11 protein-coding genes are annotated in these 14,566 nt (G+C 68.7%); 7 read left to right on the forward strand and 4 right to left on the reverse strand.

Features of this window, described 5'->3' with window-relative positions; genetic code table 11:
* Window positions 1-14 precede the first annotated feature (14 nt).
* The 4 genes from yidC to rpmH are packed head-to-tail and all read right to left on the reverse strand — an operon-like array spanning window position 15 to window position 2,194.
* Complete coding sequence (gene yidC, locus FHS37_RS09825; RefSeq protein ID WP_184819175.1) at window positions 15-1,289, reverse strand: membrane protein insertase YidC; 1,275 nt, start codon at window positions 1,287-1,289, stop codon at window positions 15-17.
* A 3-nt stretch (window positions 1,290-1,292) separates the two neighbouring features.
* Window positions 1,293-1,667, reverse strand: coding sequence for a membrane protein insertion efficiency factor YidD (gene yidD / locus FHS37_RS09830; RefSeq protein WP_184819177.1), 375 nt, complete (start codon window positions 1,665-1,667; stop codon window positions 1,293-1,295).
* Window positions 1,664-2,035 (reverse strand): ribonuclease P protein component, encoded by a 372-nt coding sequence (gene rnpA / locus FHS37_RS09835; RefSeq protein ID WP_184819179.1) that lies wholly within the window; start codon window positions 2,033-2,035, stop codon window positions 1,664-1,666. Before rnpA ends, yidD begins: the two co-directional genes overlap by 4 nt.
* Window positions 2,036-2,056: 21 nt before the next feature.
* Window positions 2,057-2,194, reverse strand: a complete 138-nt coding sequence (gene rpmH / locus FHS37_RS09840; RefSeq protein WP_003956500.1) for a 50S ribosomal protein L34 — start codon at window positions 2,192-2,194, stop codon at window positions 2,057-2,059.
* Between the two features lie 375 nt (window positions 2,195-2,569).
* Between rpmH and dnaA the strand changes: the two genes are divergently transcribed.
* The 7 genes from dnaA (at window position 2,570) to gyrA (ending at window position 14,550) form a co-directional block, all read left to right on the forward strand.
* Complete coding sequence (gene dnaA / locus FHS37_RS09845) at window positions 2,570-4,543, forward strand: chromosomal replication initiator protein DnaA (RefSeq protein WP_184819181.1); 1,974 nt, start codon at window positions 2,570-2,572, stop codon at window positions 4,541-4,543.
* A 915-nt stretch (window positions 4,544-5,458) separates the two neighbouring features.
* The gene (gene dnaN / locus FHS37_RS09850; RefSeq protein ID WP_081236176.1) at window positions 5,459-6,589 is read left to right on the forward strand and encodes a DNA polymerase III subunit beta; all 1,131 of its coding nucleotides are present in this window, start codon (window positions 5,459-5,461) and stop codon (window positions 6,587-6,589) included.
* 232 nt (window positions 6,590-6,821) lie between these two features.
* A complete protein-coding gene (gnd, locus tag FHS37_RS09855) occupies window positions 6,822-7,697 on the forward strand; it encodes a phosphogluconate dehydrogenase (NAD(+)-dependent, decarboxylating) (protein WP_184819183.1) in 876 nt (291 codons plus the stop codon).
* 37 nt (window positions 7,698-7,734) lie between these two features.
* Complete coding sequence (gene recF / locus FHS37_RS09860; RefSeq protein WP_184819185.1) at window positions 7,735-8,856, forward strand: DNA replication/repair protein RecF; 1,122 nt, start codon at window positions 7,735-7,737, stop codon at window positions 8,854-8,856.
* Entirely contained in the window at window positions 8,853-9,407 is a 555-nt protein-coding gene (locus tag FHS37_RS09865) for a DciA family protein (protein ID WP_184819187.1), read from the forward strand. Before recF ends, FHS37_RS09865 begins: the two co-directional genes overlap by 4 nt.
* 433 nt (window positions 9,408-9,840) lie before the next feature.
* Window positions 9,841-11,910, forward strand: a complete 2,070-nt coding sequence (gene gyrB / locus FHS37_RS09870) for a DNA topoisomerase (ATP-hydrolyzing) subunit B (protein WP_184819189.1) — start codon at window positions 9,841-9,843, stop codon at window positions 11,908-11,910.
* A 42-nt stretch (window positions 11,911-11,952) separates the two neighbouring features.
* Entirely contained in the window at window positions 11,953-14,550 is a 2,598-nt protein-coding gene (gene gyrA, locus FHS37_RS09875) for a DNA gyrase subunit A (protein WP_184819191.1), read from the forward strand.
* Window positions 14,551-14,566 lie beyond the last annotated feature (16 nt).

A 14,566-nucleotide genomic window follows, 5' to 3' on the forward strand; every position in this document is an offset into this window, starting at 1 on the left:
GGATGGACTCCTTCTTACTTCTTGGACGGGGACTTGGGCCGCTGCGGACCCTTGCGCTGCCCGGACTGGGCCTTGCTGCGGGTACTGCCGGCGGGCTTGGCGCTGCCCTTCTTGGCAGCGGCGGCGGGCGTGGCTCCGCTCTGGGACTCGTCGGACTTGGTCAGCGAGGTGGGCTCACCGGCCGCCTTGGTCGGGCCCGACTGGCGCTGGGCCTTCGTCTGCCGCTTGGGCTGCTGCCGCTTGGGGTTGGCGGCCCCGGTGACGGGCGTACCGTCCTCGGTCTGGACGGCGGCCGTGGCCTCGCTCTTGATCACCATGCCGTCGCTCTGGGCCGCGAGGCCCGCCTTGTTCAGACCGTTGATGAACTTGCGCTCGTACTCGTTGCGGTCACGGCCCTTGGCGACGATGGCCTTGACGATGGCCCGCTCACGCCGGTTGCGGGTCCTGCCGTGCTTGGTGACGTGCTTGGTGAGGCGCTCCAGGTACGCGGCCTGGGCCTTGGAACCCGGCGTGGGGTTGTTGTGGATGATGTACATCTGCTGGCCCATGGTCCACACGTTGGTGGTCAGCCAGTAGACGAGGACACCGACCGGGAAGTTGATGCCGAAGACGGCGAAGATGATGGGGAAGACGTACATCAGCATCTTCTGCTGCTGCATGAACGGCGTCTTCACCGTGGTGTCGACGTTCTTCGTCATCAGCTGGCGCTGCGTGTAGAACTGCGACAGCGACATCAGCACGATCATGATCGCCGTGACGACACGCACATCGGTCAGCGACGAGTCGAGGGCCGCGACCTTCTCCGCGCTGTCCGTGAACTTCGCCGCGAGCGGGGCGCCGAAGATGTGGGCCTTCTGCGCGCTCTCCAGCAGGCGCTCGTTGATCACGCCGACGGTGTCGTTCGACGCGATGCTGTTGAGCACGTGGTACAGGGCGAAGAAGAACGGCGACTGCGCCAGGATGGGAAGGCACGAGGAGAGCGGGTTGGTGCCCGTCTCCTTGTACAGCTTCATCATCTCTTCGGACTGGCGCTGCCGGTCGTTCTTGTAGCGCTCCTGGATCTTCTTCATCTCCGGCTGGAGCGTCTGCATCGCGCGCGTCGCCTTGATCTGCTTCACGAAGAGCGGGATCAGGCAGATACGGATCAGAATCACCAGGGACACGATGGACAGGCCCCAGGCCCACCCGGTGTCAGGCCCGAAGATGGCTCCGTACACCTTGTGGAACTGGACGATGACCCAGGAGACGGGTGTCGTGATGAAGCTGAAGAGGCTGGCAATCGTGTCCACTAATCATGCTCCTTGGGCATGGGACGAGGTCTCTGCGGCCGGGCTCGAAGGACCCGTCGGACTTGTGGGAGAAGTCTGTCCTTCGGTGGCCGGTGCGGCGGCGGAGGGCCCGCCCCTGCGTGCACGCCAGGCGTTACGCAGCATTTCGTGCCACCGCGGACGCTTACGCGGCGGGACGTAATCCACACCGCCCAGCGACCACGGGTTGCACCGCAGGATGCGCCAGGCCGTGAGTGCTGTTCCCTTGACGGCACCGTGCCGGTCGACGGCCGTGTAGCCGTAGTGGGAACACGACGGGTAGTACTTGCACACCGGCCCCAGCAGTGGACTGATCGTCCACTGGTAGATCTTGATCAGAGCCAGCAACGGATACTTCATCGCGCGCCCCCTCCCAGCAGCCGCTGCAGGGCGGCATCCAGGTCTCGGGCCAGCTGTGCATGGTCGGCGTCGCCCGCCGGGGGCAGCGCTCGTACGACTACCAGGCTACCGGGGGGCAACCGGTCGACTCGCTCGCGCATCAGATGGCGAAGCCTGCGCTTCACCTTGTTGCGCACCACCGCGCCGCCCACGGCTTTGCTCACGACGAAACCCGCACGCGTCGGGGGAGCGCTCTCCCCAGGCGCATGCGGGTCCGTGGCACCGCTACGAAGGTGGACGACGAGGTACGGGCGTCCGGCCCGACGTCCTCGTCGTACCGCGGTCGCGAAGTCCTCGCGCCGCCTCAGCCGGTTCTCGGTGGGCAGCACGACGTCATGACCTGATCGGGATCAGGCGGACAGGCGGGCGCGACCCTTGCTGCGGCGGGACGCGAGGATCGCGCGGCCGGCACGGGTGCGCATACGCAGCCGGAAGCCGTGGGTCTTCGCGCGACGACGGTTGTTCGGCTGGAAGGTGCGCTTGCTCACTCGGGGGCTCCAGAAGAAATCGGTGTTTGCGGGGTGCCGTCCTGGCTGTCACCGTGCGCCCACGAGTAGCTCGCGTTACGCCCCAGTGCACCGCTGACCGATCATCTTGCGCGATCTGTGCCCATCGGAGGCAGGCGGCAGCAGCCATCGACAACTCGACTTGGTTACGGTACGCGCGGCTGCGCCATTCGGTCAAACCAGTGGTCACCGGGAGACACTTGTCCACAGCCTGGGGACAACAACTTGAACCGTACCGGTCGCCCTGTCTACCGTGGCTGGACTCCGATTCGTTCCCTTGACCCTCCACCACCCGATTTACATCCCGACCCGTCCCTCGCATCACACGTTCGAGGGGACTGTGAGAGAGCGTGCCCTGTGGCTGACGTACCTGCCGATCTTGCCGCAGTGTGGCCACGCGTACTGGAGCAACTCCTCGGCGAAGGCCGCGGGCAGGGGGTGGAGAGCAAGGACGAGCACTGGATCCGGCGCTGTCAGCCGCTCGCGCTGGTCGCCGACACCGCACTGCTCGCCGTCCCGAACGAGTTCGCGAAGGGCGTACTCGAGGGCCGCCTCGCACCCGTCGTCAGCGAGAGCCTGAGCCGCGAGTGCGGTCGCCCGATCCGTATCGCGATCACCGTCGACGACACCGCGGGCGAGCCCCCGGCCCCGCCGGCCCCCCGCCCGCAGCCCCGGTACGAGGAGACGGAACTCCCGGCCGTCCGCCAGGACCGCCAGGAACCCCTGGCCCGCCCCGAGCGTCAGGACCGGACGGACCGCGAGCCGTACGAGCCGTACGAGGGCTACGACGGGTACGGCCGCCGCCGTGCCGACCAGCAGCCGGGCCCGTCGGGCGACCAGCTCCCCACCGCCCGCCCCGCCTACCCCTCCGAGTACCAGCGCCCGGAGCCGGGCTCCTGGCCGCGGCCGGCGCAGGACGAGTACGGCTGGCAGCAGCAGCGCCTCGGCTTCCCGGAGCGGGACCCGTACGCCTCACCGTCCCAGGACGCCTACGGCCCGCAGGACTCCTACGGCGGCGCGCCCTCGCAGGACTACCGCCCGCAGCCGGTGGAGCGCCCGTCGTACGACCAGCAGCGCGGCGACTACGACGCCCCACGCTCCGACTACGACGCGCCACGCGGCGACTACGAGCGCGGCGACTACGACCAGCGCGACGCCGTGCGCCGCGAGCTGCCCGAGCCGCCCTCCGGCTCCGGGCAGGTCCACCGCGGCGGCCCCGTCGGACCGAACCTGCCCACCACCGGTGCGCCCGGGCCGCTGGCCGCACAGCCCGCACCGGCCACCGGCCCCGGTGAGCCGACCGCGCGGCTGAACCCGAAGTACCTGTTCGACACGTTCGTCATCGGCGCGTCCAACCGCTTCGCCCACGCGGCCGCGGTCGCCGTGGCCGAGGCGCCGGCGAAGGCCTACAACCCGCTGTTCATCTACGGGGAGTCCGGGCTCGGCAAGACGCACCTGCTGCACGCGATCGGGCACTACGCGCGGAGCCTCTACCCGGGCACGCGCGTGCGGTACGTGAGCTCGGAGGAGTTCACCAACGAGTTCATCAACTCCATCCGCGACGGCAAGGGCGACAGCTTCCGCAAGCGCTACCGCGAGATGGACATCCTGCTCGTCGACGACATCCAGTTCCTGGCGGACAAGGAGTCGACGCAGGAGGAGTTCTTCCACACTTTCAACACGCTCCACAACGCCAACAAGCAGATCGTGCTGTCCAGCGACCGGCCGCCCAAGCAGCTGGTGACGCTGGAGGACCGGCTGCGGAACCGTTTCGAGTGGGGCCTGATCACCGACGTCCAGCCGCCGGAGCTGGAGACGCGCATCGCGATCCTGCGCAAGAAGGCGGTGCAGGAGCAGCTGAACGCCCCCCCGGAGGTGCTGGAGTTCATCGCCTCCCGGATCTCGCGGAACATCCGCGAGCTGGAGGGCGCGCTGATCCGGGTGACGGCGTTCGCCTCGCTCAACCGGCAGCCGGTGGACCTCGGGCTGACCGAGATCGTCCTGAAGGACCTGATCCCCGGGGGCGACGACTCGGCCCCGGAGATCACCTCGACGGCCATCATGAGCGCGACCGCCGACTACTTCGGGCTCACGGTCGAGGACCTGTGCGGCACCTCGCGCGGGCGTGCGCTGGTGACCGCCCGGCAGATCGCCATGTACCTGTGCCGGGAGCTGACGGACCTGTCCCTGCCGAAGATCGGCGCGCTGTTCGGCGGGCGTGACCACACGACGGTGATGCACGCCGACCGGAAGATCCGCAATCTGATGGCCGAGCGGCGCTCCATCTACAACCAGGTCACCGAACTCACCAACCGCATCAAGGCCGGCTGAGCGCGCCGCCGCGCGGACCGCTGAGCCACTCGCGCAGGGACCGGCCGCACCGCCGCACCGACACCGAGGGCGTCCCCGGAGCACATCCGGGGACGCCCTTCTGTTTGCCGTCGGCACGACCGGCAGCCACTCGCTGTTCGATTACGCGGCCGGGTTACGGCCGTCTTCCACAGATTCGGTGACTTTCTCCCGTCCACATGCTGGGGACCGCGAAGTTATCCCGACACTGTCCACAGCGCCCTTGGTCGAGAGATCATCAGGCCAGGTCAGCTTGGTGTGGATTCGTGGACGAACGATATCCACAGGCTGTGGACAGAGCGGCGACCCACAGCCTGTGGATCGGGTTGTCCACGGGGAACCCACAGGTCGGAGCCTGTTTTCCCCAGTGATCGCCATCTTCTCCACATGCCTGTCCACTGTTCGGCAACACGACGCGTGTCCTCACCGCATCGAGTGAAAGGCGTCACATCGAGGTACCGAAGGGGGCTGTGGGAAAGACTGCCAAAGCTGGGGACGGCTCTGGGGAGAACTCGGCCCGGCCTGTGCACGGAGTGTGCAGAACTTTCCGTTCTCCACAGAGACGCCCGGTTGTCCACCGTCCCAGCCCACAGGCCCCGTGGACAAAATCACCGCGCTGAGCTGCGGAAACGAAGTTATCCACGGTATCCACAGGCCCTACTACTACTCCCGACTAGAGAGAGCGAGGAATTCGTTTCGAAGTGGGCCCTGTGCACAACTCGGTGTCCCGCCCCCGGCCGGCCCTCGTCACGACTTGACCCCGAGGGGCACCTACTGTCAGTGCGGTGCGTCAGACTGGTCCCGGTGTCCTTCCCCGCACAGGGGCCGACGACACCGAGTCAGACGACGAAAGCCAGGCAGGGCGAGAAGCGCCGGCAACAGCAGGAGGCGGCAACAGTGAAGATCCGGGTGGAACGCGACGTACTCGCGGAGGCAGTGGCCTGGGCGGCGCGCAGCCTCCCGGCCCGTCCGCCGGCCCCTGTCCTCGCCGGCCTGCTGCTGAAGGCCGAGGACGGCCAGCTGAGCCTGTCCAGCTTCGACTACGAGGTCTCCGCGCGGGTCTCGGTGGAGGCGGAGGTCGAGGAGGAGGGCACCGTCCTCGTCTCCGGCCGCCTGCTCGCCGACATCTCCCGCGCCCTCCCCAACCGGCCGGTGGAGATCTCCACAGACGGTGTACGGGCGACGGTGGTGTGCGGCTCCTCGCGGTTCACCCTCCACACCCTGCCTGTGGAGGAGTACCCGGCCCTGCCCCAGATGCCGAACGCGACGGGCACGGTCCCCGGCGAGGTCTTCGCCTCCGCCGTGCAGCAGGTCGCCATCGCGGCCGGCCGCGACGACACGCTGCCCGTCCTCACCGGTGTGCGCATCGAGATCGAGGGCGACACCGTGACGCTGGCCTCCACCGACCGCTACCGCTTCGCGGTCCGCGAGTTCCTGTGGAAGCCGGAGAACCCGGACGCCTCCGCGGTCGCCCTGGTGCCGGCCAAGACGCTCCTGGACACCGCCAAGGCGCTGACCAGCGGCGACCAGGTGATCCTGGCGCTGTCCGGCTCGGGCGCGGGCGAGGGCCTGATCGGTTTCGAGGGTGCGGGCCGCCGGACCACCACGCGGCTGCTGGAGGGCGACCTCCCGAAGTACCGCACGCTGTTCCCGACCGAGTTCAACAGCGTCGCCGTGATCGAGACCGCCCCCTTCGTGGAGGCCGTCAAGCGCGTGGCCCTGGTGGCCGAGCGCAACACCCCGGTGCGGCTGAGCTTCGAGCAGGGCGTGCTCATCCTGGAGGCAGGTTCCAGCGACGACGCACAGGCTGTGGAAAGGGTCGACGCCCAGCTCGAGGGCGACGACATCTCGATCGCCTTCAACCCGACCTTCCTGCTGGACGGCCTGAGCGCCATCGACTCCCCGGTGGCCCAGCTGTCGTTCACCACGTCCACCAAGCCCGCGCTCCTCAGCGGCAGGCCCGCGGTGGACGCGGAGGCGGACGAGGCCTACAAGTACCTGATCATGCCGGTGCGGCTCAGCGGCTGACGCCGTTCCGTCCGTCCACAGCTGTGCACAGTGCTTCCGGGGTACCCGGGGGACGACCGGTTCGAGCCGGGTCCCGGGGGCGGCTGTGGAGAAAACCGCAGGTGGGGCGTGCGTATGAGCGCGTATGCCCACAGATGTGCGTGAGCGCCCGGGTTTAGGCTCTGGGCGGGTACGTAAGTGCCGCGGCACGCCCGTGCCGCCACGTCACGTCGCAACCTAAGGAACACAACTGATGGAGCTCGGTCTCGTCGGCCTCGGCAAGATGGGCGGCAACATGCGTGAGCGGATCCGCCGCGCGGGCCACACCGTCTTCGGATACGACCGCAACCCGGACCTCGCCGATGTCCACAGTCTGGAAGAGCTTGTGGGCAAGCTCGAGGGCCCGCGCGTGGTGTGGGTGATGGTCCCGGCCGGCGAGCCCACCCAGTCCACCATCGACGCGCTCGCCGAACTGCTCGAGCCCGGCGACGTCGTCGTGGACGGCGGCAACTCCCGCTGGACGGACGACGAGAGGCACGCCGAGGAACTGGCGGCCAAGGGCATCGGCTTCGTCGACTGCGGCGTCTCCGGCGGCGTCTGGGGCCTGGAGAACGGCTACGCGCTGATGTACGGCGGCGACAAGGAGAACGTCGCCAAGGTGCAGCCGATCTTCGACGCCCTCAAGCCCGAGGGGGACTTCGGCTCGGTGCACGCCGGCAAGGTCGGCGCGGGCCACTTCGCGAAGATGGTCCACAACGGCATCGAGTACGCCATGATGCAGGCCTACGCCGAGGGCTGGGAGCTGCTGGAGAAGGTCGACTCGGTGACCGACGTCCGGGAGGTGTTCCGCTCCTGGCAGGAGGGCACCGTCATCCGCTCCTGGCTGCTCGACCTCGCGGTGAACGCCCTCGACGAGGACGAGCACCTGGACGGGCTCCGGGGTTATGCACAGGACTCCGGTGAGGGACGCTGGACGGTGGAGGCCGCCATCGACCACGCGGTCCCGCTGCCGGCGATCACCGCCTCGCTGTTCGCGCGGTTCGCCTCCCGTCAGGAGGACTCGCCGCAGATGAAGATGATCGCGGCGCTGCGCAACCAGTTCGGCGGCCACGCGGTCGAGAAGAAGTAAGCACCACCCGAAGGCTGGAGAGGTCGGCGAAACGACCATGCACGTCACGCATCTGTCGCTGGCCGACTTCCGCTCCTACCCCCGGGTCGAGGTCCCGCTCGACCCGGGGGTGACGGCCTTCGTCGGGCCCAACGGGCAGGGCAAGACCAATCTGGTCGAGGCGGTCGGCTACCTCGCCACCCTGGGCAGTCACCGCGTCTCCTCCGACGCCCCGCTGGTCCGCATGGGCGCCGACCGCGCGATCGTCCGCGCCCAGGTCCGCCAGGGCGAGCGGCAGCAACTGGTCGAACTGGAGCTGAACCCGGGCAAGGCCAACCGCGCCCGCATCAACCGGTCCTCGCAGGTCAGGCCCCGCGACGTGCTCGGCATCGTCCGGACGGTCCTGTTCGCCCCCGAGGACCTCGCCCTGGTGAAGGGTGATCCCGGCGAGCGGCGCCGCTTCCTGGACGAGCTCGTCACCGCGCGCTCCCCGCGCATGGCCGGCGTCCGTTCCGACTACGACCGGGTGCTCAAGCAGCGCAACACCCTGCTGAAGTCGGCCGCGCTGGCCCGCCGGCACGGCGGCCGCACCATGGACCTGTCCACCCTCGACGTGTGGGACCAGCACCTCGCGCGTGCGGGTGCCGAGCTGCTCGCCCAGCGGCTGGACCTGATCACCGCGATCCAGCCGCTGGCCGACAAGGCGTACGAACAGCTCGCCCCCGGCGGCGGACCGGTCGCCCTGGAGTACAAGCCCTCCGCACCCGGCGAGGCCCACACGCGCGAGGACCTGTTCGAACAGCTGATGTCCGCCCTCGCCGAGGCCCGCAGGCAGGAGATCGAGCGGGGCGTCACCCTGGTCGGCCCGCACCGCGACGACCTGCTGCTCAAGCTGGGCCGGCTGCCCGCCAAGGGCTACGCCTCCCACGGGGAGTCCTGGTCCTACGCGCTGGCGTTGCGCCTGGCCTCCTACGACCTGCTGCGGTCCGAGGGCAACGAGCCGGTGCTGGTGCTCGACGACGTCTTCGCCGAGCTGGACGCGCGCCGCCGGGAGCGCCTGGCCGAGCTGGTCGCGCCCGGTGAGCAGGTCCTGGTGACGGCGGCCGTGGACGACGACGTGCCCCCTGTCCTGTCGGGGGCGCGGTTCACGGTGACAGGGGGGACGGTGGAGCGCGTATGAGCGGATCCGACGCGTCCGACCGCACTCCCGGAAGCGGTGGCGGCAAGTCCCCCGAGCCCTCCGGCGTCGACCTCGCGCGCGTGGCGCTGCGGGCGGCCAGGGAGGCGGCGCGCGCGCGTGGCGACGCGGCGCAGCAGAAGAAGCAGGCCCGGCGCGGCGGCCTGCGCTCAGGTGCGCGCGCCGACCGGCGCGATCCCATGGCGCTCGGCGCGGCGATCAACCGCCTGCTGTCCGAGCGCGGCTGGGAGGCCCCGGCCGCGGTGGGCGGGGTGATGGGGCGCTGGCCCGAGATCGTCGGCGAGGACGTGGCCAAGCACTGTGAGCCGGAGCGGTACGACGAGGACGAGCGGGTGCTGGTCGTGCGCTGCGACTCCACGGCCTGGGCGACGAACCTGCGGCTGCTCGCCCCGACCCTGGTGGCCCGCCTCAACGAGGACCTCGGCCACGGCACCGTGAGGCTGATCAAGGTCAACGGCCCCGGTGGTCCCGCCCGCCGCTACGGCCCGCTGCGCGCCCCCGGGAGCACGGGCCCCGGGGACACGTACGGGTGAGCGGAGGCCGTTTTCCGGCCTCGTGACCCCGCGTGACTGACATCACACCAGAACTTCTCCGTGGCCGGTGCGCGCCGTCAGGACCCGTCTCGTCGCGCAACCGCACAAGGGGACGAATCGCCACCTGACTCCAAAGTAGCCAAGGGTTGACGCCCCGAAGCGCTGAGTGCCCTCGTGAGCGTCTTGGGGCCCCCATCCGCATATCGGGAGTCGGGGGAGACCGATTGAGGGCGGCACATGCGAACCCAGGTACCGGCAAACCCCCATCGATGTCAGTGCTACCGGTAGAATGGAAGACAATCCCGCCCCGACCGTGGGGACCGCCCGGGAAAAGCTGAGCAACGCTGATCAAGGCTTACCAACGCAACATGCCGCAGCCGCTCCGGCAACCCGCCGACGAGCCTGGCTCGTGCTGTGCCAGAAAGGGCGCTTCGTGGCCGATTCCGGCAACCCCAACGAGAACATCCCGTCCACCGACACCGGCGTGAACAGCGAGGACGCCGCCTCGGGCAGCGAGGTCACCGCCTCGTACGACGCCAGTGCCATCACCGTCCTCGAGGGCCTGGACGCGGTCCGCAAGCGACCCGGCATGTACATCGGTTCGACCGGTGAGCGAGGACTGCACCACCTCGTCTACGAGGTCGTCGACAACTCCGTCGACGAGGCGCTGGCCGGCCACGCGGACACCATCGACGTGACGATCCTCGCCGACGGCGGCGTGCGCGTCGTCGACAACGGCCGTGGCATCCCGGTGGGCATCGTCCCCTCCGAGGGCAAGCCGGCCGTCGAGGTCGTGCTGACGGTGCTGCACGCGGGCGGCAAGTTCGGCGGCGGCGGCTACGCGGTCTCCGGCGGTCTGCACGGTGTCGGTGTCTCGGTCGTCAACGCCCTGTCGACCAAGGTGTCCGTCGAGGTGAAGACCGACGGCCACCGCTGGACGCAGGACTACAAGATGGGCGTGCCGACGGCCCCGCTCGCCCAGCACGAGGCGACGGAGGTGACGGGCACCTCGGTCACCTTCTGGGCCGACCCGGACATCTTCGAGACCACCGAGTACTCCTTCGAGACGCTCTCGCGGCGCTTCCAGGAGATGGCGTTCCTCAACAAGGGCCTGACGATCAGGCTCACCGACGAGCGCGAGTCGGCGAAGGCCACGGCGGGCGCCGACGAGGCGGGTGCGGACGAGCTGGCCGAGGAGCAGAAGGTCAAGTCCGTCACGTACCACTACGAGGGCGGCATCGTCGACTTCGTGAAGTACCTCAACTCCCGCAAGGGAGAGCTGGTGCACCCCTCCGTGATCGACATCGAGGCCGAGGACAAGGAGCGGCTGCTGTCGCTCGAGGTCGCGATGCAGTGGAACAACGGGTACAGCGAGGGCGTGTACTCCTTCGCCAACACCATCCACACCCACGAGGGCGGTACGCACGAGGAGGGCTTCCGCGCGGCGCTCACCGCCCTGATCAACAAGTACGCGCGTGAGAAGAAGCTGCTGCGCGAGAAGGACGACAACCTCACGGGTGACGACATCCGCGAGGGCCTGACGGCGATCATCTCGGTCAAGCTGGGCGAGCCGCAGTTCGAGGGCCAGACCAAGACCAAGCTGGGCAACACCGAGGCGAAGACCTTCGTGCAGAAGGTCGTCTACGAGCACCTCAACGACTGGCTGGACCGCAACCCCAACGAGGCCGCGGACATCGTCCGCAAGGGCATCGCGGCGGCCACCGCGCGCGTGGCGGCGCGCAAGGCCCGCGACCTGACCCGTCGCAAGGGCCTGCTGGAGTCGGCGTCCCTGCCGGGCAAGCTCTCCGACTGCCAGTCGAACGACCCCACCAAGTGCGAGATCTTCATCGTCGAGGGTGACTCCGCCGGCGGCTCGGCCAAGTCCGGCCGCAACCCGCAGTACCAGGCGATCCTCCCGATCCGCGGCAAGATCCTCAACGTCGAGAAGGCGCGCATCGACCGGATCCTGCAGAACCAGGAGATCCAGGCGATGATCTCCGCGTTCGGCACCGGTGTGCACGAGGACTTCGACATCGAGAAGCTCCGCTACCACAAGATCATCCTGATGGCGGACGCCGACGTCGACGGCCAGCACATCAACACCCTGCTGCTGACGTTCCTGTTCCGCTTCATGCGGCCGCTGGTCGAGGCGGGGCACGTGTTCCTCTCCCGTCCGCCGCTCTACAAGATCAAGTGGGGCAAGGACGACTTCGAGTACGCGTACTCCGACCGGGAGCGCGACGCGCTGATCGAGATGGGCCGCAACGCCGGCAAGCGCATCCGTGAGGACTCCGTGCAGCGCTTCAAGGGCCTCGGCGAGATGAACGCCGAGGAGCTTCGCATCACCACGATGGACCAGGAGCACCGCGTGCTCGGCCAGGTCACCCTGGACGACGCCGCCCAGGCCGACGACCTGTTCTCGGTCCTGATGGGCGAGGACGTCGAGGCCCGCCGCGCGTTCATCCAGCGCAACGCCAAGGACGTCCGCTTCCTCGACATCTGAGTCGGTCTCAGCTGACCGCACCAGGAAGGACCTTCACCAGCAATGACCGACGAGAACACCCCCGTCACGCCCGTAGAGGACGCCGACGCCGCCGGAATGCGCATCGAGCCCGTCGGGCTCGAGACGGAGATGCAGCGCTCGTACCTCGACTACGCGATGTCCGTCATCGTCTCGCGTGCGCTGCCGGACGTGAGGGACGGCCTCAAGCCCGTCCACCGCCGCGTGCTGTACGCGATGTACGACGGGGGCTACCGCCCCGAGCGCGGTTTCTACAAGTGCGCCCGCGTCGTCGGCGACGTCATGGGCAACTACCACCCGCACGGCGACACCTCCATCTACGACGCGCTGGTCCGCCTCGCGCAGCCGTGGTCGATGCGGATGCCGCTGGTGGACTCCAACGGCAACTTCGGCTCGCCGGGCAACGACCCGGCGGCGGCCATGCGCTACACCGAGTGCAAGATGGCGCCGCTGTCGATGGAGATGGTCCGCGACATCGACGAGGAGACCGTCGACTTCACGGACAACTACGACGGCCGCTCCCAGGAGCCGACCGTCCTGCCCGCCCGCTTCCCGAACCTGCTGATCAACGGCTCGGCCGGCATCGCGGTCGGCATGGCGACCAACATCCCGCCGCACAACCTGCGCGAGGTCGCGGCCGGTGCCCAGTGGTACCTGGAGAACCCCGAGGCGTCCCACGAGGAGCTGCTCGACGCGCTGATCGAGCGCATCAAGGGCCCCGACTTCCCGACCGGCGCGCTCGTCGTGGGCCGCAAGGGCATCGAGGAGGCGTACCGGACCGGCCGCGGCTCGATCACCATGCGCGCGGTGGTCGAGGTCGAGGAGATCCAGAACCGCCAGTGCCTGGTGGTCACGGAGCTGCCCTACCAGGTCAACCCGGACAACCTCGCGCAGAAGATCGCCGACCTGGTGAAGGACGGCAAGATCGGCGGCATCGCGGACGTCCGCGACGAGACCTCCTCGCGCACCGGCCAGCGCCTGGTCATCGTGCTCAAGCGGGACGCGGTCGCCAAGGTCGTCCTGAACAACCTCTACAAGCACACCGACCTGCAGACCAACTTCGGCGCCAACATGCTGGCGCTGGTCGACGGCGTGCCGCGGACCCTCTCCCTGGACGCGTTCATCCGCCACTGGGTGACGCACCAGATCGAGGTCATCGTCCGCCGTACGCGCTTCCGGCTGCGCAAGGCCGAGGAGCGGGCGCACATCCTGCGCGGCCTGCTGAAGGCCCTGGACTCCATCGACGAGGTCATCGCGCTGATCCGGCGCAGCGAGACCGTCGAGATCGCGCGCGGGGGCCTGATGGACCTCCTGCGGATCGACGACATCCAGGCCAACGCGATCCTGGAGATGCAGCTCCGCCGTCTGGCCGCCCTGGAGCGCCAGAAGATCGTCCAGGAGCACGACGAACTCCAGGAGAAGATCAACGAGTACAACGAGATCCTCGCCTCCCCGGTCCGCCAGCGCGGGATCGTCAGCCAGGAACTGGCCGCGATCGTGGAGAAGTACGGCGACGACCGCAAGACGAAGCTGATCCCCTACGAGGGCGACATGTCCATCGAGGACCTGATCGCCGAGGAGGACATCGTCGTCACGGTCACGCGCGGCGGCTACATCAAGCGCACCAAGACCGACGACTACCGGGCCCAGAAGCGCGGCGGCAAGGGCGTGCGCGGCACGAAGCTGAAGGAAGACGACATCGTCGACCACTTCTTCGTCTCCACCACGCACCACTGGCTGCTGTTCTTCACCAACAAGGGCCGCGTGTACCGCGTGAAGGCGTACGAGCTCCCCGACGCCGGCCGGGACGCGCGCGGGCAGCACGTGGCGAACCTGCTGGCCTTCCAGCCGGACGAGGCGATCGCGCAGATCCTGGCGATCCGCGACTACGAGGCGGCCCCGTACCTGGTGCTGGCCACCAAGGCCGGCCTGGTGAAGAAGACACCGCTGAAGGACTACGACTCCCCGCGTTCGGGCGGCGTGATCGCGATCAACCTGCGCGAGCGGGAGAACGGGACCGACGACGAGCTGATCGGAGCCGAGCTCGTCTCGTCCGACGACGATCTGCTGCTGATCAGCAAGAAGGCGCAGTCGATCAGGTTCACCGCGACGGATGACACACTGCGTCCCATGGGCCGTGCGACCTCGGGCGTCAAGGGCATGAGTTTCCGCGAGGGGGACGAGCTGCTCTCGATGAATGTTGTTCGACCCGGTACGTTCGTGTTCACTGCCACAGACGGCGGGTACGCGAAGCGGACCGCTGTCGACGAGTACCGCGTCCAGGGGCGCGGCGGTCTCGGCATCAAGGCCGCCAAGATCGTCGAGGACCGTGGATCCCTCGTCGGCGCGCTGGTGGTCGAGGAGACCGACGAGATCCTCGCCATCACGTTGTCGGGCGGTGTGATTCGTACGCGAGTCAATGAGATCAGGGAGACGGGCCGTGACACCATGGGCGTCCAACTGATCAATCTGGGCAAGCGCGATGCCGTGGTCGGCATCGCCCGTAACGCCGAGGCGGGACGCGAGGCGGAGGAAGTCGACGGCGATGTGGCCGTGGACGAGTCCGACGAGGGGGCCACGGCCACCGGCACGGACGAGGGTGAGGCGCCCTCGTCCGAGTAGCACGAGGAGTGAATCA

The sequence above is a fragment of the Streptomyces griseomycini genome (genome assembly GCF_014203535.1).
GTDB classification, from domain to species: Bacteria; Actinomycetota; Actinomycetes; order Streptomycetales; family Streptomycetaceae; genus Streptomyces; species Streptomyces griseomycini.

Coding starts and splice junctions, on each gene's coding strand:
- yidD (WP_184819177.1), bottom strand. CDS start 1,667: ATGAAGTATCCGTTGCTGGCTCTGATCAAGATCTACCAGTGGACGATC.
- gnd (WP_184819183.1), top strand. CDS start 6,822: ATGGAGCTCGGTCTCGTCGGCCTCGGCAAGATGGGCGGCAACATGCGT.
- recF (WP_184819185.1), top strand. CDS start 7,735: ATGCACGTCACGCATCTGTCGCTGGCCGACTTCCGCTCCTACCCCCGG.
- FHS37_RS09865 (WP_184819187.1), top strand. CDS start 8,853: ATGAGCGGATCCGACGCGTCCGACCGCACTCCCGGAAGCGGTGGCGGC.
- gyrA (WP_184819191.1), top strand. CDS start 11,953: ATGACCGACGAGAACACCCCCGTCACGCCCGTAGAGGACGCCGACGCC.